Consider the following 21,399-nt stretch of genomic DNA (forward strand, 5'->3'; position numbering starts at 1 on the left):
AGTGGACTGGGACCCTTGGCACCACGTCATTAATTTCATGTCGGACGGCAACACCCTCACGATTAAGCGCTCGATCACCATTCGTGCGGTGGTGACTCCCTCATGGAAGGAGGAGGCTGAGCGCGAGTTGAGCAATGGCATCGCCACCACGGATCAGCAGCTTGCCCAGCTGGAGCAAGAGGGACAGCAAGTGGTGGACGAAGTGCGTCGTCAAAGTGCGAATCCGCTCGACCCCCGTGTGCAGGATCAGGTGGCACAGGTGCAGCAACAGGTGGCGGCCAAACGCTCTGAGCTGGAGGAACAAAAGCGAAACCTGCTGCAACAACAGGCTCAAGTTCGTGAGCTAGAGATGGATCAGATCGTTGAACAGGGTCAACTCGATAGCTTTTGCGACGTCAAAGTTGGCGATAATTTGGTTAGCAAGATGCAGGTCTCTGTCGTTGTGCGCGATGGCGTGATCGAGTCGATCGATCAGGGCTGACCCGGGCCGTAAAATCTCTCTGATTAGCTCTTCTGGAGACGGTTTTGGCAACCCACGACATTTTTATGCCTGCCCTCAGCTCCACCATGACGGAGGGCAAAATCGTGGAGTGGCTCAAACAGCCCGGAGACAAGGTGGCGCGAGGCGAATCCGTTCTCGTTGTTGAGTCAGACAAAGCCGATATGGATGTGGAGTCCTTTCAGGAGGGCTACCTGGCCGCCGTGTTGATGCCTGCGGGAAGCACGGCCCCGGTGGGTGAAACCATCGGCTTGATCGTTGAGACGGAATCCGAGATTGCGGACGCCAAGGCCAAAGCCCCCACCGCAGCCCCTTCAGCAGCCCCAGCGGCTGCGCCAACCGCCCCAGCCGCTGCGGTACCTCCTGCTGCGGCACCTACCGCGGCGCCCGTTGCCCCAGCGCCCGTGGCGGCTCCCGCTCCCGTCTCAGCTCCCGTGGCCGCACCCGCGAGCAATGGACGTTTGATCGTGAGCCCCCGCGCCCGCAAGCTGGCCTCCCAAATGGGCGTAGACCTTGCCGGTCTGCGCGGCACTGGCCCCAATGGCCGGATCCAGGCAGAAGACGTTGAAAAGGCGGCCGGACGTCCGGTGACCCCCCCAAGAGTGGGAGAGGGCACGTCCGCCGCTGTTGTGACTGGTGGCACGGTTGCGGCTTCGCCGTCGGCTCCTGCAGGCAACAGTTTTGGGGCTCCGGGCGACACCGTGGCCTTTAACACCCTTCAGGCGGCCGTGAACCGCAATATGGAGGCCAGCCTGGCGGTGCCCTGTTTCCGCGTTGGATACACGATCACCACCGACAAACTGGATGCGTTTTACAAGCAGGTGAAGCCCAAAGGCGTCACGATGACGGCGCTCCTGGCCAAAGCCGTGGCCGTGACCTTGGCACGCCATTCGCAGGTGAATGCCGCCACCACGGCCTCTGGCATGAGCTACCCCGCTGAGGTGAATGTGGCTGTTGCTGTGGCGATGGAAGACGGCGGATTGATTACGCCTGTGTTGCGCAATGCCGATCGCACCGATCTGTATGAGTTGTCGCGTCAGTGGGGGGATCTTGTGAAGCGTTCCCGCAGCAAGCAGCTGAAGCCGGAGGAATACAGCACCGGCACCTTCACCCTCTCCAACTTGGGAATGTTTGGAGTGGATCGCTTTGACGCCATCCTGCCCCCTGGCACCGGCGCGATCCTGGCGGTTGCGGCATCTCGCCCCACCGTGGTGGCAGGCAAAGACGGCTCCATCGCTGTGAGGCGTCAGATGCAGGTGAACCTCACCGCTGATCATCGGGTGATTTATGGCGCCGACGGTGCTGCCTTCCTCAAGGATCTGGCGGAGCTCATCGATACGCGTCCGGAGAGTTTGGCTCTGTAAGCCTCAGCTGTGTTGGCTGCTTCGTTGCTGTCACGCCTGATTGGCCGAGCCTTGCCTCGGGCTCAAGTCGCCCATGAGCGACTGCCCAACCTGCAGGCTTTGCCGATTCTCTCGTCGGATGCTCTCTCCTCTGTGGCTTACGCCACAGAGGCTTCGCTTGGTGTGCTCGTCTTAGCGGGGAGTTCGGCCCTCAAGCTGTCGCTCCCCATCACCCTGGCGATCATCGCTTTGATCGTGATTGTGGTGCTGTCCTATCGGCAGGCGATCTCCGCCTATCCCAATGGTGGAGGGTCTTACGTGGTGGCTCGTGAAAACCTTGGACGCAACGTCAGCCTCGTGGCCGCGGCAGCCCTTCTCATCGACTACGCGCTCACAGCCGCCGTGAGCTTGATGGCTGGAACCCAGGCCCTGTCGTCTTTGCTGCCCTCGTTGCTGCCCCATGAGTTGGCGTTGTCCATGCTGTTGCTGGCCCTGGTGGGTTGGGCCAATTTGCGTGGCCTTCGTGAGGCGGGCAGAGTTTTTGCGATTCCCACCTACGTCTTCGTGGTGATGATCCTGTTGCTCACCCTTGTAGGGGTGAGCAACCTCAGCTTGCACCATGGCTGGACGCCGGAGCCGCCGCCTTTGGAGGCCGCTCTGCAGCCCTTAGGGCTGTTTTTGATCTTGCGCGCATTCAGCTCTGGCTGTTCGGCGATGACCGGGATTGAGGCCATCTCCACCGGCGTGCAGGTGTTTCGTGAACCCGCAGCACGCAATGCCCGCGTGACGCTGCTTGTGATGGGTGGATTGCTTGCATCGATGCTTTTGGCGGTGACGGGCCTGGGCTTCATGTATGGCGTTGCCCCAGATCCTCAAGTCACCGTTTTGGCTCAGATCGGTGTTCGTGTGTTTGGCAGCGGCAGCCTCTTGTTTTGGTTGCTGCAACTCTCCACCCTGCTGATTCTGGTCTTGGCCGCCAATACGGCCTTCGCTGGGTTTCCTCTGTTGGCGGCGATGCTTGCGGAAGACCGTTGCCTGCCGCCGCAGATGCGCTGGTTGGGAGACCGTTTGGTGTATCAGAACGGCATTGGCGTTCTGTTGGCGGTGTCGGCGTTGATCATTTGGATCTGCCATGGAGACACCACCGTGGCGGTCAATTTGTATGCCCTTGGCGTGTTTACGGCGTTCACGCTGTCGCAGCTGGGACTGGTGCTGCATTGGTGGCGCTTGCGTGAACCGGGTTGGCAGGGGCGGATGGCGCTCAATGCCTTGGGTGCCTTCTCCACGTTCGTGGTGTTGTTGGTGATCATCGTGAGCAAGTTCAGCGAAGGCGCCTGGACGGTGGTGATCGCTCTGCCCCTGGTGGTGTGGGGGCTCGCTGTGATTCGCAAGCGCTCTCGAGAGGTTCAGGCTTTATTGGCGCCTGATCCGGGCATGGAGCCTCTTTACCTAGAACCGAATGCGTCGCCACGCCATCAGGCCATCGTTTGGCTTGGTGGTCTCAACCAGCCCTCCTTTGAAGCCGTCCGTTATGCCTGTTCCATTGCCGATCAGGTCACGGCTGTGATGGTGGTGGTTGATCAGGATGAAGCGGGTCAACTCAGCCAGGAATGGGATCGTCTAGCGGGATCTCAGACAGGCGCCTTGGAGCTCAAATTGCTTGAGAGTCCATTCAGCTCACTCCTGAAGCCCTTTTGTGATTTTGTTGTTGATCAGGAGCAGCTTCATCCTGAGCAGTGCACAACGGTTGTGATGCCATTTGTCATTCCGAGGGATCACCTGGATCAAACCCTTCTGAACCAGAGGGCTTTCAACCTGTTTCGTGCTCTTTCCGATGGCAAAAGTCGCGTGTTTTCGATGGTGAGGTACTACATCCCGACCGCTGGGACTCCAGGTGACTGCGTGCGGGCAGCATGGGCTGATGTTGTGGTGGAGCCAGATCATGCCTGACTCACGCGATCTCCAGCTCAGCGCGTATGACTACGTGCTGCCGGAAGAAAGGATTGCGCAGGCGCCGGTGGAGCCGCGGCACGATGCGCGTCTGTTGGTGGTGCCCCCTGTAGGGAGTTCCCTGTCCGAGCTGAGGCACAAGCGCGTTTGGGATTGGCAGCAGGAGTTGCAGTCCGGCGACCTTTTGGTGGTCAATGACACCCGCGTGCTGAAGGCCCGTCTTCGCGTTCGGCGCAGCGGTGGTGGCTTGGGTGAATTGCTTGTGTTGGAGCCTCGTGGTGATGGGCGCTGGTTGTGTCTGGCAAGGCCTGCCAAACGCATGCGGCCTGGAGATCAGCTCTGGCTTGAAGCCTTGGAGCAGGATTCGCTTCCCCTTAACGTCTTGGCCAGCGATGGTACGAGTGGAGGACGCATTGTGCAGTTTCCTCCGGATTGTTTCGATGCTCAAGCGTTGGAACACTTACTGGATCGCTATGGAGAGGTGCCTCTTCCGCCTTACATCACCCGGCACGACATTTCAGATCAAGAGCGTTATCAAACCCGTTACGCCAAACGGCCTGGGGCAGTAGCAGCTCCAACTGCAGGACTTCATCTCAGTGATGCTCTTCTTGCATCGATTGCCGAGCGGGGAGTGGAGCTGGCGCATGTCACTTTGCATGTTGGTTTGGGCACCTTCAGGCCGGTAGAAATCGAAGACCTCACGGATCTGACCCTGCACAGCGAGTGGGTGGAGGTGCGCCCTGAGGTAGTGGAGGCCGTTTCAGCCTGTCGCGAACGGGGCGGCCGGGTGATTGCCGTGGGAACCACGAGCGTGCGAGCCTTGGAGGGGGCTTCTGTTGCGGGTGGAGGACGTCTACAACCGTTGAAGGGGCCTGTGGATCTGGTGATTCAGCCTGGTTATCGCTTCCAGGTTGTGCAAGGTTTACTGACGAATTTTCACCTTCCCAAAAGTTCACTTTTATTGCTTGTGAGTGCGCTGATTGGCAGGCAACGTTTGCTTGATCTGTATGAAGAAGCCGTCAAAAATGAATACCGATTTTATTCATATGGAGATGCGATGTGGATTGGACCTGATGCAGTTCTTTCCACTGTAAAACCTGATTTAACGCTAAAAACTAAAGGGATTGTCGTAGCATAGTGAATTTTAAATCCTGAAAGACGGTATTAGTTGATCATTCGAAAAACAGAAAATAAGGCTATTTTGTTGATTAGTATATGATGTTTTAACGGATGATGTGGTCTTGGGGAAATTATTTTTGTTTGACAGTAATAGTTTAAATTAATAAAAAGTCAGTGTATTAGCAGCATGCAGGTTGAGAATGGCTTGTGCATCCAGAGTTTGGATTACAAGTTTTTTTAAAATATGATCTTGCCCTCATCCTCAACTTTCTTATATCGGTCGATGGAAATGATTTGAACAGTTGTTGCTAAATTGTTATTTATTGCCCATAATAAAGTCCCGATTTATCAGAAAAGGAGTTCTGGAACATTTCGTCTTGAAAGTCTTGGTTGATCAAAACCAGAGAATCGACTTTTTCCTGATGATTAACCGTAAAATTATTTTTTGTATGGTTGACTAATCCAGTCAGTGAGGCATTGCCTTCTATTTTAGACTCACCTTGTAAAGAAACTCCCCTGCTTTCAGAGATCTCAAGTTGGCGCAAATTAAGTTGATCATCGCTATTCTCTTTCAGTAGGTTTTCTTTGTCATTTATTGGTGCTATTAATCGAGATATAAATCCCTCTGAATAAATCTCATTATTATCACTAGATAATGAAAATGAGACTGATTCCATATCAATTTTGCTTTGATTTGAGCTTCGTGCTTTTCTCTCGATTCTACGTTTTTCTTTACCACTACGGTTCCGTTCCATGATTGCTGAGTTTTGACTCTTAAATACAGTTCCTTCTTCTTTGGAGTGACATGGGTGTTGAATAAGGCTGATAATCAATCCTATAAATAGAATGCTAGCAATGTAAATTTTTTTTGTTACAATTAAATCTTTTCTTGGGATGTCAATGCCCAACTGAGGTGTGAAAAATTGTAGGCCGTGGAGCATGAGCCAATCTGCTGCTACTTGACTAATGTAAGAAGCATCAATCAAACAAAAAGCACTTTTGCTGGTCATGCGCCAAATCCCCAAGGCTCCTTTGCTGCTTGCCTTTTTTGTCTTTGCCGTTTTTGATTTCTTCCTTGCGGCGTACATGCATTAAGCTTTTAAAGTTGCTTGATTAAAGAATAAGCTGAATAGATTTATTTTTCGAGTTCTTTCGTGTTTACTGAAAGGAGGCCAGTGCTATCTTGAACAAAGCGCTAATCTAATGTGCAAATCTTTATACTTTAAATCTGTATTACCCGCGAAATTAAATTCTTGTTGCCCACTTTCAGTGGACTTATGATTGATGAATTGCGCTTAAGGGCAGAAGTCAAGCAATGAAAATCGGCCATTGAATTTGTTTTGAGCCACTCCGGAAATTTTATATATGGAAAAATTTGATAGTTGACAAGATCTGAGCGGTTTTCAATACCTCGAGGATGTGTTAATTGCTGACGCTCAGAATTATGAAAACCAGAGTTGGGTTATATTCATGAAGCTTATTCTTTACGACAACTCTGGTCTATATTTATCAGAAAAGATGAATCAGTGTTCAGGTGTGGGTTGCTAAGATGCAAAAAATATCTTACTGATTCAGTGAATATGAATTCCAATGTGTTTGTCATGTGAAAAGCGGTCATCAACCCTACTTAATAAAACAAATCACATCTATGTTAATCTATTCAATCATAATTAAATATTTTCAATGCTCCAGTGTTGCTGTTCCAAGCTTCTGTGAATATATCTTCAACAAAATGAGTGTCAATTTGATTAAAGATTTTTTCTGAAGCTTGTTTTGAAAGTGTGGTGTCGCTTTTTACATGACTAATTTTTCCAATTAAAGCATTCTCATGATTAGACTTTGAATTTACAGTGATCGATCCACTGAGATTCTGCTTGGGATTATCAGTATTGATGACTTCCGTTAGTCCATTTTGATTCTGCAGGGTCTCTTGTTGATTGGGCAGCGCCATTGCTTCTTCGCTATGGAAGACATCTATTTGCTGTTTAGTGCTGTGAAAATTTTCCTGATCTGATTGATCCTGCCTAACAATGCTTAATTCCAAGTTTTGCGATTGAACATTCGATTGTATATCTGTAAGGCCTTCTGATTTAAATTCAATTTTTTCTCTTCCCCACTTATTTCGATTTTGGCCTGAGATGTTCGAATTTCCGAATTTGGAAAGTTTCATGGCCTGAGAGTGAACATGCTTGGGGTAAAGAAATGGGGTGAATAGCAATATCAATAAAATTCTTTTTTTCATTGTTCAATTGTTGGAAAAGATTGATTTGTTTTTGGATTGGTTAGAGATTTTTTACTCATTCTAGGTCGGAGCGTCTGGCATCACTAAGTCTGTGCTTTGATCTAGTGCAACTGCTTGATTCCAGATTGGCTTGCAATTTGTATATAAGCCTGGGAAGGAAGCTTTCAAATGCTTCGTGTCAAGATTGACGCTTTGAGTTAAGTTTAATGTTTTAATGCATTGCTCAATAATTCCCCTTTCAGTGATGATTTGTGTTTTTTTTGCTTGTTCTTTCATTGCCTGAACGCAACTAGCTACTTGCTTGCCTATAGGTATTTGAAATCCAATTCGCCCTTGTGGCATCCACTCTTTTTCTTTCCAGTTATCACCGAAACTGCCAAAGTACTGACTGCTATAGGGAAGAATACCAAGATTGAGAAAAAGACTCGGTGATCGACAGCTGATTGCTTTTGTACCAACAGTCATATCACCCAGACGACCTTGACCAGTATTCCTCTTGTAACTATAAAGACCTACGCCAATTGACTCTGAACGCGATTGGTTTTGCTGTGAACTAACAGGTGATGTTGAGGAATTATTGGTGTTACTTTGAGTGGAACTTGATGTCTGAGCCAATACAGGATTGCTCATCATCAACAATGTAGATACACAGGTTGCGCATTGTCTAAAGATTGACATTGGTGCAATGTGTTTTCGTATCAAATATGGCAAAGGATTTTGATGACTACACGCAAATGATGCTTAGTAGTAAAAGCTCAAAACCTCTTTTGCGCAAAAGAGGTTTTGTTTGGTCTCAATCCCAACGGCCCGTCGATTGCGTTGAGCTTCTGCGGGATTATTTCGATTTAATTTAATGGACGAATTCTGGTCAATCCAGTGAAGTCGAAGGCAACCATTTTTATCGATTGTTAATCTTTGGTACGAGTTTGCCCTTTCAAGCTTTGTTGGCGATATTGATTTAAAGAAAGGAGTTTGATGGACTCTGTTGCGTTTACGCTTTTGGTTGTTGATCATTTTGAGGCTTAAGCGGTAAACGCTAAAGATCCTTGGATGCTTTGATTATTCTATTGATTGCCGGTAATGAGTCTTTATTTGCGAGGCGGATGTATTCTATTGCGCTAATAGATGTGAAATTTCTTCGATTTTACGCTGGTGAATGCCGGCCGACAGGCTATTTAATCGCTGGCTATTGAGCTTGTTGGATTTCACCTGTCTTGCTATGATTGAAATGTCGTTTGCTTCTGATTTGCAACCTAGGGCAGCATTTTTGCACTCTCCTTGGGCCAATAGAGCCACTTTGTATCGCTGGGAAAGTTGTTGTAGCCCTTCCTTCTTATTCATCAAAATCAACCAACATCTAATTTGTGCGCTGAATTGTGTTTGGGCTAAGCCACTTGATTTCAGGCTTGGGTTTTTCTTATGCAATATTGAAACAGTTGTACAAAAATAAACCCCAACACCCAACCAATGAAACACACAAAATTTCAAGCTTCAAGATCCCTTAACCAACTAATATCTTTGATCGTAGGTGCTTCTACGGCTAGAGCAACTGCTCAATATGAGAATAATATCAAGAAAAGAATCAAGGAGTGCCATGCACTTGTTTTATCTGAGATGGATGATGCATTTGCAAGTGGTGACACCTACAAGACTGAAGGCTGCAAAAGAAAAATTAACAGCATGGAATCTTTAATGATATTGTGTGAGATTGTGGAATGTGCAGATTATCAGGCCCAGGATTGATATATGCTAGACGTGATAATCCCATTATTTAAGTATGTGGTTTTTGTCGATAGATAGATCCTCTATTGTTGTTCACTCTTTGTTTAGAATGACATTGTCGTGAACGAGCTTGCTGTATTTCCAAAGCTTTTGTCATTGTTGAAGGTGTCGACCACTATATCAGTCTTAGTTGTTCCAGACTCTCTTATCATTCCTTCGGTAGACGTGTAGCCACTTCCTACTGATACACTAAGTGAACCATCAATGTAACCTTCGGATTGTATACCTTCCCAAGTGTTGGTAGATCCTGCCCCCGATAGTTGATTGGTGGTCGTCTCAATATTTTGATTGGCGTTATTTATTTGCCCTTCTGCCGAGTTGAGTTGTAATGAATCGGATCGATTACCTGTCCTTTGATCGATGCTTTCTTCTAGTGCTAATGATTCAGAACTATATCCTGAATCAGTTAAGTCATAGTCATTATATGGAGCAAGTGAATTGTCTGCTATGGCACCAGTGGCTTCTATCAATGTTGAATCTCCTTCATCCCTGATGCCTATCCTCGCATTTTCAGCACTTATATCGATTTGATAATTACTCGAATAAGATTTAACGTTGAGTTCATTGTCCTGATAAATTTCTCCAGTTACGGTTCCAGTCGTATTACCCCAACTATTCCCGATTACACTTGTTGCTGAAACACCATTCTGAGAAGTAATAGCGCCTGCATGTGCTGTAATCGGAACGAACAGAGCCAATAGACCAACTGTTGAAATGAGTTTCATCATGGCGCCAAGACTCATCAGATAAATTTGATTGATGCCTGATACACAGGCTCTTTTTGTATAGCTGCGCTTCTGAACCACAAGAACTAAACCCGCATTTTCCCGCATTATTCATCTAGATGCAATTCACTTTGCCTCCTAGACGCATTGCCTTCATGCCGCTTTTTTGCCGATGGCAATTCAGCTGGTTATGGAGTTTCAGTTTGCCTTGGTCCAGAAGAGAGGGAATGAACTGGGCGTCTGGATGTGGGGTCTATTGCAAGGTGGAGAGGCATAAAAAAAGGGGGCTTTTCGCCCCCCGTCTGCCGTGTTGATCAGATCAGGAGAGATCAGAAAGAACTGTTGCGGAACGAGGATGCTTTAGATCCAAAGCTCGTGCCGGTTGTAATTGACGTGAGATCAACAGTCGTCGAGGTGAGTCCAGTTTCCTTGATGGTCCCACCAATCGTAGTGGTTCCACTTTGGACGGAACCACTTATCTGGCCATCCACAGCGATTTCACTTTGGAGTCCTGCCCAGCCCGTGCCCTGCGTGGAGAACGAGCCGCCCCCTGTCGCATCTCCACTTACTGAGCCCTGGTTGGTGTCAACAGTGGAGGAGGAGGTGGACTCTACAACAGCGACATCGGCCTCTCCTTCAACAGAGCCACTGGCTTCGACGCTACCTGATCCTGCCAGGATTCCGGCAAAAGGACTAAGGGCCCCGGCTCCTGTTGCTGCACCAGAAGCTTCGCCCTCTACTGTGACGTCAGCTGAACCCTCAGCAGCGAAGCCCTCTTGAGAGCTTTCGGTGTCTGTGAATACGAAATTACCTTCACCTTCAAACTCGATTGCACCCGCTGCCATGCCAGAACTTTGGTTGTAAGCGGCTGCGCCAGGTGCGCGGGTCATGAATCGTCCATTATTGGCATCCAGATCCAAGCTGGTTGTGGATGTTTCGGAAGCGATATTCACCACATTGTCAATTGTGATGTCAGATTGCACCTTGATGACACTTGATCCAGTGCTGGTTCCTGTGAATTCGCTGCTTGATGCACCAAAGTCGTTGTTGAGGCTTCCAGCCATGGCACCAGTTGGGAACATCAGGCCGATGCCTGCAAGGCCAGAGATGATGAGTGCTTTTTTCATTTGTTGCTTGGTTGAGGTTTTTTTAATGGCGCTGATCTGAAAGGCTGAAATAATTCAGATAATCAGATGACTCATGTCTAGACCGCCCTGTTCCCTGAGCCCCGAAGTTTCACATCTTGGTGTTGAATAATTTTTAAACGCAGTGAAATTTGCCTTGTATTGATTATTTTATTTTTGACGTGTATATGGTTTGTGATTTTGATTAGTTTTGAGCTTTATGCAACAATCAACTCTTGCAATGTAATATTCAATCGCTCTTTTGCTTTTTCTCGCAATTGCGCATTGGCTATCAGGAGTGGGGTAAGGGTTTGGAAGCTAGTGTTCAGAAGAGATTGACAGGAACAGGCCTGTTGGATGCGCGTGCCAAGGCAAGGTGCACACGCATCACAAAAGGGGGTTTTTCTCCCCTTTTGTCGTGTTGTTCAGATCAAGAAAGATTGGAAACAAGCATTCCATAATGAGGATGCTGAAGCCCCAAAGCCTGTTCCCGATGTGGCTGATTCATCACATCAGGAAACTACGAATCGGAACTCCTACTCGTTCAATTCCGAGAAATAATTGATGAGGGTATCAGTGCTTGCATGTGTCGCTGTGAATTTGCAAATGTCTCGTAACTTCTTTCAGCAAACTGATTAAAAGCGGTATGGCTTAATTAAAATAAAGCTTAATCATGAAGTTATTACTCATTGCTTTTGTAGTTGTATTGATAGGTCTGTATGTGGCTCATTGAAGCTCGTTGCCTTAGTTGTTGATACTGAGGGCTTTTTAGGCATGGGGTTAGAAAATCAGATTCATATCGAATATCAATGTAATTCTTCATTCATGACTTTTTGCCCTGTTATTATCAGCTTTTCATAACTTCTTTGATCGTGACGATTGCAGTCATTAACTGACGTGTTTTCCTATTGCTTGCAAAAATCCTGTCTACATTATGACCCAAGACTGTATGTTGAACCTTTCTCTGCTTGATATCGTTTTACTACTCTATTGAGTAGATTGTATTTTGTTTCTGTGTTTATTCGAGAGTATTGAATTGAATGTTGCAGGACAAAAAATAATTAAAATCTACTGTGCTCTTTGAGCTAAAATGCAATTGACTTTGAGGTTAATGATCTCATGAATTTTGGTAAGATTCAATATCTTTTCTCATCCCAATGATTGAACACACCTTAAAGCATTAATCTAAAATTATTGATTTTAAAATATAACTTCTTTAAGTTATATTTTGAGGGGAATTTAAATGGCTAATCAGCCTAGAGTCCATTGTAATTGCCGGCTTCAGATGCAAACGATTCTGTGAAAGAATCTATGACAAAATCTTCATCCCTAGTGATTTCAGTATTACCACTCTCATTGGAAGTAAAATCCATGTTTGCTGAAACCTGATTGATTTGTCCCGAGATCGAGAAGCTAGGATCATTACCATCAACTTCTAAAATACCATTAAGGGCAGCATCAAAACTTTCTGTTGGGACACCAGTATCTTGAATGTCATTTGAATCGACTAAGTCAAGAACAAATTCATTGATACTTCCTGTTACTCCATTGCCGGCTAAATTAAAAGACATGGTATCTGATACGGATCCGCCAGACATAACCGTTTCTTTATTGGTATTAATTTTGATTACTTCATTGCCTTCACTGACTTTTGTTGTTGTATTTGTATTACCGCTGCTAAAAACAGTAGTCTTTAGGCCTTGAGCACAAAGGCTTTGTTGAGATAAAATTAAAGAAGCGAGAACAAGTGATGTTTTGAAGTTAACCATTGTGAATTTTAAGATGATTAAGTTAGGATTGAATGGTGATTATATGTTTATTACTCTTCTAAATTGTACCCTTCTTCTTCAAATTTTGCCAATATTAGTTGGGTGACATAGTCTTTGATGCTGATGTCTGATTTGATCGTGTGGAGCTTAATTGCTTTGTGCATTTCCTTGGAAATTAGAATCGATATTTTTTTAAGAGATTGAGATGACTTATTGCAATTTTCATTAAGTTTGTTTCTTTCATTTTCTTCCTCGTTGCCTGTGATTTGTGCTGGGTTTAACGTTGTCATGTTGAAAAATGGTGTTTTTTAAATAGATTTAGATTGAATTTATTTTTTGTTGATGACTCTCATCTCCGCCGGATTTAATTTTGCGTTTTCCCATATGCTTTTACAGTTTGTATATAAGCCCGAAAAGTTTTTCTCAAGTATAGAAATGTCCATTTTGATTTGATTTGCAACTTTCATTGTTTCTATGCATTTAGCGAGAACACCACTTTCGGTTGTCATTTGAGTTTGTAATGTTTGATATTTCATCGCACTGATGCAACTAGCTACTTGAGGACCAAATGGCATTTGCAATCCAAGTGTTCCTTGTGGCATCCAGTCTTTTTCGCGTGAATTATTATCAAAGGTTCCAAAATATTGATTATCGTAGGGAAGAATGCCTGCGTTGGCAAAAAAGCTAGGTGATTGACAACTGATTGCTCGAGCTCCTACTGTCATTTCCCCCAAATCTCCTTGTGCAGGATTCAGCTGATAGTTGTAGATACCGCCACCAATTGATTCTGATCTTGATTGATTTTGCTGAGAATTAACTGGTTGTGAAATAGCATTGTTATCGTTGGTTTGTGAAGGGTTAGCCTGTTGAGCTTGTACTTCTACTCCAAGAGATGAAGTAAGGATGAGTAGTGTTGTGAGCTTGCGGAGCATTTCGGATTTAATCTTTGCGCGAATATTCATAAGATGGCAAGCCTCTTTGGCGCTGACTGTACTTTTTGTGTGGATGCGCTTTAGCGCTTATGCGTGTAAACATATATGGAGACGACTAAGGCTTTAGTGATATCTTAATTTTTTATTTACAAATAACAGATCGTGGATTTACTTCTATTGATAGATTATGAAATGGCTTGCATTTATTAACGCTAGTACCTTGCGCTGATTCATAGAATCCTTGTAGAGCATTTTGTGTTGAGGGTTGCTTTAGTTCGGTTAAGAATTTTCTTTGAGGTAGGTTGTTATCATTGTTGTAATTAAATCCGTAAGAGTTGTGTCTTGAGCTAAGGCTTTTTCTTAATCTCTTTATGAAGTTCTTTGTCAATCAAAATCGAAAGTTTTTTAAGTGTGCAGCTAGTATTAGATTCCAATTTGATCGTCTTAATGGTCAGATGTTGTTGAGCAATGATTCATATTCAGCGCTTGAGTCGGATGCGCAACTTTTCATTTCTAGCCTCTAATTCGTCGATTTCTTTTAAATAACGCTTTAAAGCAAAAACAATCAAGGAATTCATAGTTTCTTCTCTTTCTAATGCGATTTCTCGGAATCTTTTGTGCATGCTGCTTGTTACCTGTAGAGATATTCTTTTGACTGCCCTCTTGCTCAATGATACATTTGTATGACTGAGAGCAGAAGTCTCCGCACCTGTCAGTTTGGAGATTTCAGCTGACAATGATTGATTTTCCATATGTAAGTTGAATTTTTATATACTGATTAGGACAGACCTCATCTTAATCAGATTCTCAGAAAACTCTCAGCCTTTAGGCGCCTTTCATGATGTCTTTAGCTTTAATATACAATTTCATAAGGTTTGAGTCTGGTTTTGCCGCCTTTTCGTCTCCTGCAGTGTTGGCAAATTTTTGATCTTCGTATTGCTGTTCGGTTTGTTGCCCTTTTCTCATTCGTTCAAGTTTCTTCAGCAATGGCCTCTGTTGGTCCATCCACCGACTTTCTCAACTCACCGAGTCGATATTTGTTTCGTTTCAATAGCTTTTACAATGGTTTAGCGAACTCCCCTACTTGTATTTTTACTCAAATATGTATTGATTTTGATGAAACAAAGGTGTCTTATCTTAATTGCGACGATCCTTCTTATCAATCATATAGAAATCTTAGCAATGATCTCGTTAGTCTTGGTTTAGTCAATAATCGGGATCAGTACCTTGACCTTTCCTGCGGTGTTAATTTTCGATTTGATTCGAAGCTGTCAGTGTTTGATCTTGATTTCTTTGATCAAACACTTCTTTCGGATCAATTCAGTCCTATTGGTTCTCTATACCAATTCGAGATCGAGAATTTAGACGCAAGTTTTTATATTTATTAGGCTTTTAATTGATGGCTCTCGACCTCTTTTTCTATTATTTTTGTAATATAGTCGCTTAATAGCATGTCAGCATTTATGGCGCTTATGCGTAGACATCGATGTAATTCTTTTGGTAATAGTACTGAAATCCGTTTTTTTTCTGTACAGTTTGATGGGTTTGCTTCGTGGGTTCCTGAGACCATTTTTTTTGTCCTTGTGATTTGCAATCCTTGGATCTATTAATCCTTGGATTAGCTTACATTTGTAATTTAGCAATACAGTTTCAAGCCCCCCTCTAAATCACATTTTGGCTTATATGCTTCTATCTTCTAGGGCTTTTCATCGCTGAACGTCTACATGCGGAAAAGCGCTTTTGGTTTTTGCTAATTGATCTACTTTTTCGTTTCCCCCATGTTGTCTCATATGGATTATGCTTTTTCGACCATCTGCTCTATAATAGTTTAACATTTCCTGTCGTTTTTATTTAAGCTTCATGCTAGAGCGTTAATATTTGTGGCATTCTCTTTTCGTTGCATACTTGAGTATTTTGGCACGATCCTTTTAGACTGTTTTTGCATGTCTTTAGGATGTATGATGATGCATGCATTGAGTTTACTTTGCATGATCTTCGTTAAGGACTTTATTGTCGCGATAGTGGTTTCTACCAAGCACCTCGATGATCTTCAAGTGTAATACTGTTGTAGTTGTGTATACGGTTTTTTCTTAGTCACTAAAACGCATTGTCTATAAAGCTGTTGTTTTCTTTGATGCTATTTTCGCATTCACCTGTACCAGCACTGCCTGCTGCGCTCTTCAAATACCATTCCCTTGTAATGATATATGTTTGAAGGTTTATCGTTAATTTTTTTCCTGGTTGTCTTGGCGTTAGGACAACGGATTCAGCTCCATGTAATGCCGTATAAAGCATCGGTGATCCGTCGTTAATTTGACCCATTGCTAGATTTGAACCAGGCTGGATTGTTAGTGAGATCCACTTACCCTGCCCAAACTGACAATCTAGGTAAATATTTCCTATGCTTTGATTCTGCGTACTTTGAGCATCAAAATTATTTTGAGAAAATTTCTGTGGCTCCTGGGTGAATTGTGCAGTTGCTACCTGAGCATTCATTAATGCAAGTATCAATGAATTCAATAAGACTTTCATCGTAATTATTAAGGTTTGGCTCAAAGGGTTTTGGCTTAATAATATAAAATAGTGGGTTGTGAAGGAGTTTTACGCCATTTTCTTTTGGCTGTTGATTCAGGCCAATATTGGCTGTTCGATTATTCCTGTTGGTACTTCTGCAAACATTGCTGATGATAAATAGCGCTCAGCTAAATCTGGGAGTACAACTACAATCGTTTTCCCGGCATATTCATCTCGTTTTGCTAGGCGAATTGCTGCAGCTGTTGCAGCTCCACAAGAAATTCCAACAAGCAAGCCTTCTTCCTTAGCAAGTCGTAGAGCCATTTCGATTGATTCTTCATTAGTCACTTGTTCAACCAGATCAACTATCGAAAGATCAAGGTTCTTTGGAACGAAGCCTGCTCCTATTCCTTGGATTTTGTGAGGACCTGGTTTGAGATCTTCTCCGTTGAGAGTCTGCGTGATGACCGGACTGTGGCTTGGCTCAACAGCAACTGAGGTTATTTTCTTGCCTTTCTGATTCTTGATATAGCGTGAGACGCCTGTGATAGTTCCTCCGGTACCTACTCCTGATACAAGAACATCGATTGTCCCATCACAATCGTTCCAAATTTCTGGCCCAGTCGTTTTTTCGTGGATTTCGGGATTGGCTGGGTTGTCAAACTGACCCGGCATGAAATACTTTTTGGGATCACTTGCCACAATGCTATTTGCTTTGGAGATAGCACCTGGCATCCCCTTAGCTGCCTCTGTCAAGATGATCTCAGCACCAAGCACAGCCATCACTCGACGTCTTTCAATTGACATCGATTCAGGCATTGTAAGGATTAATTTGTAACCTCTGGCTGCAGCTGTGAAAGCCAGTGCTATTCCAGTATTTCCAGAAGTTGGCTCAACGATGGTTTGGCCATCGCTCAATTTTCCTTTTTTTTCAGCATCCCAAATCATGTTTGCGCCAATGCGGCACTTAACACTGAAAGCAGGATTGCGTCCTTCGATTTTTGCGAGGACAGTAGCTTTGCAGTCCTTTGTGAGGTGGTTCAGGCGTACGAGAGGTGTATTTCCAATAGCCTGGCTGTTATCAGCGTAAACCCGTGTCATGGTCAACGTTCGTATTCAGTTATTCTAAAAGAAAGCGCAAAAACCATCCAGAAACTTTATGTCTTGTTAAGGATCAGAACAGTCGCGATGAACCGTCTGTGCTTTTCTTTATTTTACGATCCCAGAAACTATTCCTCTATGAACCTGTTTTGAGTTGCTTTCTTGATATTGTTTTCAATGCCACCTCTACCGGGAAAGTTGAAGCCTCTGCATTTCGAGCACGCAAGTGGGCTTGATGCAGCAGTGCTATGCGTCGGTACAGCGAGGCTGTCAAGGTAGATTTGAGGCGGCGTATGAGTCCGCCACAGCTGCATCAAATTCATGAGCAGGCTCGCCAGCGAAACCCACGTCGCTGGTCAAGATCCACACGCTGCTGGCGTCAGCCAGAAGTTGTTTGGATCAATCCACCACCAATGGAAGACGAATTCTAACCATTTTAGATGGCGGTTGCTGGGCCTGTGTTAATTGGAACGAGTGCTCGGAGTCTGTTGGTTGGTTTAAGTTTCAATTTGCACAAGAAGACCTCCTGAGCATTGAATGATTATTGTCTTAAATACGTTTGGTGTCTGCGGCTAAGAGTTTTACCTTTTGGCTACTTGGTTGCAACTGGTCAGTAAAGTGAATTTTTTTAATTTGATTGACTTGTTGTTATGGGTTGAGTCGAACGAGCGGAGTGTTGCAAATCGCTTGGCTGTTATCGGCGTAGACGCTGGACATGAAGCTGGAATTACTTTCTAGTAATTGCCATTAATGGCACGTCATTCCAGCTTTAGGCCTTGTTAAGACTTCGATGTCTGTTGCAATGAGTTTGTCTATGCAGAGCCACTCATTTTGTTTTCGATGAACACGCGCCAAGCGTCGTTTCTGGTGTGCGCATTGATTGCTGGTGCTCCTTCTGCAGTTCGGGCGGACTCTGAAGAGGAGATGGGTGGCCCCTATCTGCGACTCGGTGCGGGGATGCAATGGCCTGAGAACAGTGATCTGAAGGATCAGAGTTGTTCCAGCAGGAACCCACCTGCCTTATTTGGGTGTGGGCCAGGAGACGATGGACGGAGCCTGGGTGCCTACGGCGGTTTTGAACAGTCCCCGATGGTGGATGCTGCCGTTGGTTACCGCTGGGCCTCATGGCTGCGGACGGAAGCGCTGCTCAACTGGTCGCCCCAGCTCAACTTGTCCAGCACCAGCAATTTCCTTGGTCGGGGTTCCAACCAGCCGGTGAGTGCGTCCGGGAATGCCTTAGCGGGGTTTGGCGTTGTTTATGTGGATGGCCCTGAGCTTGCCACTGTGCGTCCTTACATCGGAGCTGGCCTGGGTGCTGCCAGCACCTCCCTCGGGCAGGTCACCTATCGCATTCCAGCGATTTCTAATGATGCCGTCACGGTGACCTCTGGAGGGAGTTCCACCTCATTCGCCTATTTGCTCACGGCTGGTGTAAGCATCCCTGTCAGCGAGAGGCTTGATCTTGATCTGGCCTATCGCTGGACCGATCTGGGAACGGTGAAAACCAATGCAGGATCCGCAACGATTGTGCGGCCTGCGGGCCGTTCCAACCTGGAGATTGCTGGCACTCAGATTGATCTTCAATCGCAAGCCGTTCTGGCGAGTTTCCGTTTCCGCTTCTAGGGCATGGAATGCGATAGGGCTCGCTCAAACCGTTGCCAGAGCTCGTCGGGTTGTTCGAGACCCACCGACACGCGCAGGAGGTGAGAGGGAACCCCGCAGGCCTGGGCCCAATCCAGTTCGTCGTAGTGAGCTAAGAGCACGTAAGGGCACATCAGGGTGAACGGTGTGCCTAGGCTTGGTCCTTTACAGACCGCCAGCCCGTCGTAAACAGCTTGGGCTTGATCGCTACCGCCCTTGAGCTCAAACGAAAGCAGGCAGCCATGTCCAGCGTCGGGGCGCATGAGTCTGCGGAAATTGGCGCATTGATCGGGGTAATACACGCGAGCCACTGCCGGATGGTTGCTGAGTCGCGCAGCTAGGGCTTGGGCATGGCGATTCAGTTGAGGAACGCGCTCTTGGATATCGCGGCTGCCTTGTTCCAAGGCCATCGCATCGGCATTGCCAAGGCCGATGAACCCCCTTGTTGAGCGCTGTTCGCGGAAGGTTTGTTCCCATCGCGACCAAGGGCTCACGACCAGGGATCCGGCTAACACATCACCACGACCGGCAAAACTTTTCGTGAGTGAACTGAAGATCACGTCTGCGTAAGGCAGGGGGTCGATGTTCAAGCAAGAGCCGATTGTGTCGTCTGCGATCAATGGAATCCCGCGGGCGTGGGCTAGGCGGGCGAGGGTGGAGAGATCCACACACTGAAGAAGTGGATTGCTGGGTAGTTCCACAATCACAGCTGCTGGATCGATGCGATCAAGAGCGGCTTCTACGGCTGCGTTGCTGCTGTCGAGGAGCAGTTCGCTGCCGGCAAAGACCACCTGAGGCAGTTTCAGCACATCCACGTAAGGGAAGCCGATTTGGAGGGTGGGGCGTCCGGGGCGCAATGCCGTGACCCATTGAAGAGCGGTGTGCAGAGCCGCCATCCCGGAGGGATGCAGGCTCAATTGCTGGGTTTCACACCCATAGATGGCGGCCAGTCGTTCGATCACAAGAGCCTGGGCTTGATCAGCGCTCCCGGCTGCTGGTGCTGCTTCCTTGTTCAAGCTGATCGCGGCCCGTCGCGACGAGGCTCCTAAACCAGCGTGTTGCCAGAAAGCCTTGGCATGGGGGCTTGCTTCAGCGTTGGCAATCAAGACGGCGAGTCCGAGTTGATCCACGATTTGGGTGGAAGCATGGGGAGCCACCCCATGGCAATGGTCCTGGGCGAGCTGGGCGGCAGCTCTGTTGGGGTATGGCCAAGCACTGGATCCAGCCGAAGCCTTGCCGGCAGGCAGCATCGTTAGGGCTTTGCGGGCAACCTCCGCAACCAAGGGATGGAGCGCAAAGCGTGGATAAAACGCTCGTAATTGCGAGCGGCATTGCGGATCGTTGTCTTCGTAGGCGATGACGTCGCGCCAGCGCGGTAAGGCCACCGATACGGCGTGGGTGCTGTCAGGCAAGGGATGGCCGAGGTCCTCGCCTTGCCAGCAGGGATTGCGCAGGAGATCGCGGGGACTCACGGAAGCAGGCTGAGGGCGTGGTCAAGATCGATCAAGAGGTCCGTGATGTCTTCGCAGCCAAGCGAGAGACGAATCAGTCCATCGCTGATTCCTAAGGCTGTTTTGATCTCGGCAGAAACGGCGGCGTGGGTCATGGTGGCTGGATGGCAGATCAAGCTCTCAACTCCGCCAAGGCTTTCGGCCATCGTGAACCAACGCAGGGCTTTACACATGGCATAGGCCTGTTCAAGGCTCGCATTTAATCCAATCGTCACGATCGCTCCGCCTCCGTTCATCTGGCGCAAAGCCACAGCCCTCTGCGGATGATCGTCTCGTCCTGGGTAACGCACCCACGACACGGCGGGATGGGATGCCAAATGATCTGCCACCGCAGCGGCATTCGCCATCTGTTGGTTCAGGCGCAGGGGCAGCGTTTTGATGCCTCGGGTGATCAGCCAACAGTCGAAAGGGGAGGGCATCAGCCCCAATGCTTTTTGGGCAAACACCATCTTTTGGTGCCAGCTGGGCTCATCGGTGCAAACCGCACCACCGAGGGCATCGGAATGGCCATTGATATATTTCGTGGTGCTGGTGAGGGACAGGGTGGCGCCGAGTTCCAGAGGACGTTGCACCAAGGCGGTCGCGAAGGTGTTGTCGACCACGACGGGGACGCCGGCGGAGCGGGCAGCGCTGCAGACCGCATCGAGGTCAATCACCTTGAGCAGTGGATTGGTGGGACTCTCCAGCCAGACCATCGCTGGCTGCCGCTCAATGATGCCGGCTGCCGCCTCGGGGTTGGTGAAATCCACCCATTCGGTGCGCACCCCAAACTTGGCAAACACCTGTTCGAACAAGCGCACGGTGCAGCCGTAGAGGTTCTCTTCGCAGACCACCAAATCTCCCTGGCTCAGGGTGGAGGCAATCGCGGTGATCGCACTGACTCCTGAACCAAACACCGTGGCATGGCTACACGCCTCTACGGAGGCCAACACCGTTTCAAGAATGCGGAAGTTGGGGTTGCCCGAGCGGGTGTAATCGAATCCGCCTGGGTTGCCATGCTCAAACGTGGAGGTGGCGTAGATGGGTGGCATCACCGTGCCGGTTTCGCTAGCGAAGCTTTCGCCGTGGTGAATGGCCCGGGTGGCTGTCGCCGGTTCTGGGACAGGACGCTGCAAGGCGTTGATGCGATCTATCGCAAGGCTATTCA

General features: G+C 47.3%; 21 protein-coding genes. 6 read left to right on the forward strand and 15 right to left on the reverse strand.

What is annotated here, in order from left to right; all coding sequences use genetic code 11:
• Positions 1 to 37 precede the first annotated feature (37 nt).
• The 4 genes from SynROS8604_RS03625 (at position 38) to queA (ending at position 4,930) form a co-directional block, all read left to right on the forward strand.
• Positions 38 to 481: a YlqD family protein gene (locus tag SynROS8604_RS03625; protein ID WP_115070298.1), complete on the forward strand. Its 444-nt coding sequence runs from the start codon at positions 38 to 40 to the stop codon at positions 479 to 481.
• Positions 482 to 546: 65 nt separating this feature from the next.
• A complete protein-coding gene (locus SynROS8604_RS03630) occupies positions 547 to 1,863 on the forward strand; it encodes a dihydrolipoamide acetyltransferase family protein (RefSeq protein ID WP_255445170.1) in 1,317 nt (438 codons plus the stop codon).
• Between the two features lie 9 nt (positions 1,864 to 1,872).
• Positions 1,873 to 3,792: an APC family permease gene (locus tag SynROS8604_RS03635; protein WP_186545161.1), complete on the forward strand. Its 1,920-nt coding sequence runs from the start codon at positions 1,873 to 1,875 to the stop codon at positions 3,790 to 3,792.
• Positions 3,785 to 4,930, forward strand: a complete 1,146-nt coding sequence (gene queA / locus SynROS8604_RS03640; protein WP_370586542.1) for a tRNA preQ1(34) S-adenosylmethionine ribosyltransferase-isomerase QueA — start codon at positions 3,785 to 3,787, stop codon at positions 4,928 to 4,930. The genes SynROS8604_RS03635 and queA overlap by 8 nt, the downstream gene beginning before the upstream one ends.
• Before the next feature lie 301 nt (positions 4,931 to 5,231).
• On the opposite strand, the gene SynROS8604_RS03645 is transcribed toward queA, so the two are convergent.
• From SynROS8604_RS03645 to SynROS8604_RS03660, 4 genes are all read right to left on the reverse strand, one after another.
• Positions 5,232 to 5,999 carry a hypothetical protein gene (locus SynROS8604_RS03645; protein WP_186545162.1) on the reverse strand — a complete coding sequence of 256 codons (768 nt, stop codon included), beginning with the start codon at positions 5,997 to 5,999 and terminating at the stop codon, positions 5,232 to 5,234.
• Positions 6,000 to 6,571: 572 nt separating this feature from the next.
• Positions 6,572 to 7,081 (reverse strand): hypothetical protein, encoded by a 510-nt coding sequence (locus SynROS8604_RS03650; protein ID WP_186545163.1) that lies wholly within the window; start codon positions 7,079 to 7,081, stop codon positions 6,572 to 6,574.
• A gap of 132 nt (positions 7,082 to 7,213) precedes the next feature.
• Complete coding sequence (locus SynROS8604_RS03655; protein ID WP_186545164.1) at positions 7,214 to 7,786, reverse strand: hypothetical protein; 573 nt, start codon at positions 7,784 to 7,786, stop codon at positions 7,214 to 7,216.
• 477 nt (positions 7,787 to 8,263) lie between these two features.
• The gene (locus SynROS8604_RS03660) at positions 8,264 to 8,617 is read right to left on the reverse strand and encodes a hypothetical protein (RefSeq protein WP_186545165.1); all 354 of its coding nucleotides are present in this window, start codon (positions 8,615 to 8,617) and stop codon (positions 8,264 to 8,266) included.
• A gap of 3 nt (positions 8,618 to 8,620) precedes the next feature.
• On the opposite strand from SynROS8604_RS03660, the gene SynROS8604_RS03665 reads away from it, so the two are divergent.
• Positions 8,621 to 8,896 carry a hypothetical protein gene (locus SynROS8604_RS03665; protein WP_186545166.1) on the forward strand — a complete coding sequence of 92 codons (276 nt, stop codon included), beginning with the start codon at positions 8,621 to 8,623 and terminating at the stop codon, positions 8,894 to 8,896.
• Positions 8,897 to 8,979: 83 nt separating this feature from the next.
• Here SynROS8604_RS03665 and SynROS8604_RS03670 read toward each other — a convergent pair whose 3' ends face one another.
• From SynROS8604_RS03670 to cysK, 9 genes are all read right to left on the reverse strand, one after another.
• Complete coding sequence (locus SynROS8604_RS03670; protein ID WP_186545167.1) at positions 8,980 to 9,768, reverse strand: hypothetical protein; 789 nt, start codon at positions 9,766 to 9,768, stop codon at positions 8,980 to 8,982.
• Between the two features lie 221 nt (positions 9,769 to 9,989).
• Entirely contained in the window at positions 9,990 to 10,742 is a 753-nt protein-coding gene (locus tag SynROS8604_RS03675; protein WP_222930127.1) for a hypothetical protein, read from the reverse strand.
• A 1,298-nt stretch (positions 10,743 to 12,040) separates the two neighbouring features.
• On the reverse strand, positions 12,041 to 12,553 hold the full coding sequence (locus SynROS8604_RS03680; RefSeq protein WP_186545169.1) for a hypothetical protein: 513 nt from the start codon (positions 12,551 to 12,553) through the stop codon (positions 12,041 to 12,043).
• A gap of 50 nt (positions 12,554 to 12,603) precedes the next feature.
• Entirely contained in the window at positions 12,604 to 12,843 is a 240-nt protein-coding gene (locus tag SynROS8604_RS03685) for a hypothetical protein (RefSeq protein ID WP_186545170.1), read from the reverse strand.
• A gap of 39 nt (positions 12,844 to 12,882) precedes the next feature.
• On the reverse strand, positions 12,883 to 13,515 hold the full coding sequence (locus tag SynROS8604_RS03690) for a hypothetical protein (RefSeq protein WP_186545171.1): 633 nt from the start codon (positions 13,513 to 13,515) through the stop codon (positions 12,883 to 12,885).
• A gap of 449 nt (positions 13,516 to 13,964) precedes the next feature.
• Entirely contained in the window at positions 13,965 to 14,237 is a 273-nt protein-coding gene (locus tag SynROS8604_RS03695; RefSeq protein WP_186545172.1) for a hypothetical protein, read from the reverse strand.
• A gap of 73 nt (positions 14,238 to 14,310) precedes the next feature.
• Positions 14,311 to 14,490, reverse strand: a complete 180-nt coding sequence (locus SynROS8604_RS03700; RefSeq protein ID WP_186545173.1) for a hypothetical protein — start codon at positions 14,488 to 14,490, stop codon at positions 14,311 to 14,313.
• A 1,092-nt stretch (positions 14,491 to 15,582) separates the two neighbouring features.
• The gene (locus tag SynROS8604_RS03705; protein ID WP_186545174.1) at positions 15,583 to 16,041 is read right to left on the reverse strand and encodes a hypothetical protein; all 459 of its coding nucleotides are present in this window, start codon (positions 16,039 to 16,041) and stop codon (positions 15,583 to 15,585) included.
• A 72-nt stretch (positions 16,042 to 16,113) separates the two neighbouring features.
• The gene (gene cysK, locus SynROS8604_RS03710) at positions 16,114 to 17,100 is read right to left on the reverse strand and encodes a cysteine synthase A (protein ID WP_186545175.1); all 987 of its coding nucleotides are present in this window, start codon (positions 17,098 to 17,100) and stop codon (positions 16,114 to 16,116) included.
• 840 nt (positions 17,101 to 17,940) lie between these two features.
• On the opposite strand from cysK, the gene SynROS8604_RS03715 reads away from it, so the two are divergent.
• The gene (locus SynROS8604_RS03715) at positions 17,941 to 18,723 is read left to right on the forward strand and encodes an outer membrane protein (RefSeq protein WP_186545176.1); all 783 of its coding nucleotides are present in this window, start codon (positions 17,941 to 17,943) and stop codon (positions 18,721 to 18,723) included.
• Here SynROS8604_RS03715 and SynROS8604_RS03720 read toward each other — a convergent pair.
• On the reverse strand, positions 18,720 to 20,213 hold the full coding sequence (locus tag SynROS8604_RS03720; protein ID WP_186545177.1) for a PLP-dependent transferase: 1,494 nt from the start codon (positions 20,211 to 20,213) through the stop codon (positions 18,720 to 18,722). The two genes, SynROS8604_RS03715 and SynROS8604_RS03720, sit on opposite strands and share 4 nt — an antisense overlap.
• Positions 20,210 to 21,367 carry a PLP-dependent aspartate aminotransferase family protein gene (locus tag SynROS8604_RS03725; protein ID WP_186545178.1) on the reverse strand — a complete coding sequence of 386 codons (1,158 nt, stop codon included), beginning with the start codon at positions 21,365 to 21,367 and terminating at the stop codon, positions 20,210 to 20,212. The genes SynROS8604_RS03720 and SynROS8604_RS03725 overlap by 4 nt, the downstream gene beginning before the upstream one ends.
• Positions 21,368 to 21,399 lie beyond the last annotated feature (32 nt).

It is taken from the genome of Synechococcus sp. ROS8604, assembly GCF_014279655.1.
GTDB lineage: Bacteria > Cyanobacteriota > Cyanobacteriia > PCC-6307 > Cyanobiaceae > Synechococcus_C.

What these genes read in the sequence shown, in the direction of transcription:
- SynROS8604_RS03625 (WP_115070298.1), top strand. Translation starts at nt 38, where the DNA reads ATGTCGGACGGCAACACCCTCACGATTAAGCGCTCGATCACCATTCGT.
- SynROS8604_RS03630 (WP_255445170.1), top strand. Translation starts at nt 547, where the DNA reads ATGCCTGCCCTCAGCTCCACCATGACGGAGGGCAAAATCGTGGAGTGG.
- queA (WP_370586542.1), top strand. Translation starts at nt 3,785, where the DNA reads ATGCCTGACTCACGCGATCTCCAGCTCAGCGCGTATGACTACGTGCTG.
- SynROS8604_RS03645 (WP_186545162.1), bottom strand. Translation starts at nt 5,999, where the DNA reads ATGTACGCCGCAAGGAAGAAATCAAAAACGGCAAAGACAAAAAAGGCA.
- SynROS8604_RS03650 (WP_186545163.1), bottom strand. Translation starts at nt 7,081, where the DNA reads ATGAAACTTTCCAAATTCGGAAATTCGAACATCTCAGGCCAAAATCGA.
- SynROS8604_RS03655 (WP_186545164.1), bottom strand. Translation starts at nt 7,786, where the DNA reads ATGATGAGCAATCCTGTATTGGCTCAGACATCAAGTTCCACTCAAAGT.
- SynROS8604_RS03665 (WP_186545166.1), top strand. Translation starts at nt 8,621, where the DNA reads ATGAAACACACAAAATTTCAAGCTTCAAGATCCCTTAACCAACTAATA.
- SynROS8604_RS03670 (WP_186545167.1), bottom strand. Translation starts at nt 9,768, where the DNA reads ATGCGGGAAAATGCGGGTTTAGTTCTTGTGGTTCAGAAGCGCAGCTAT.
- SynROS8604_RS03675 (WP_222930127.1), bottom strand. Translation starts at nt 10,742, where the DNA reads ATGTTCCCAACTGGTGCCATGGCTGGAAGCCTCAACAACGACTTTGGT.
- SynROS8604_RS03680 (WP_186545169.1), bottom strand. Translation starts at nt 12,553, where the DNA reads ATGGTTAACTTCAAAACATCACTTGTTCTCGCTTCTTTAATTTTATCT.
- SynROS8604_RS03685 (WP_186545170.1), bottom strand. Translation starts at nt 12,843, where the DNA reads ATGACAACGTTAAACCCAGCACAAATCACAGGCAACGAGGAAGAAAAT.
- SynROS8604_RS03690 (WP_186545171.1), bottom strand. Translation starts at nt 13,515, where the DNA reads ATGAATATTCGCGCAAAGATTAAATCCGAAATGCTCCGCAAGCTCACA.
- SynROS8604_RS03695 (WP_186545172.1), bottom strand. Translation starts at nt 14,237, where the DNA reads ATGGAAAATCAATCATTGTCAGCTGAAATCTCCAAACTGACAGGTGCG.
- SynROS8604_RS03700 (WP_186545173.1), bottom strand. Translation starts at nt 14,490, where the DNA reads ATGGACCAACAGAGGCCATTGCTGAAGAAACTTGAACGAATGAGAAAA.
- cysK (WP_186545175.1), bottom strand. Translation starts at nt 17,100, where the DNA reads ATGACACGGGTTTACGCTGATAACAGCCAGGCTATTGGAAATACACCT.
- SynROS8604_RS03715 (WP_186545176.1), top strand. Translation starts at nt 17,941, where the DNA reads ATGAACACGCGCCAAGCGTCGTTTCTGGTGTGCGCATTGATTGCTGGT.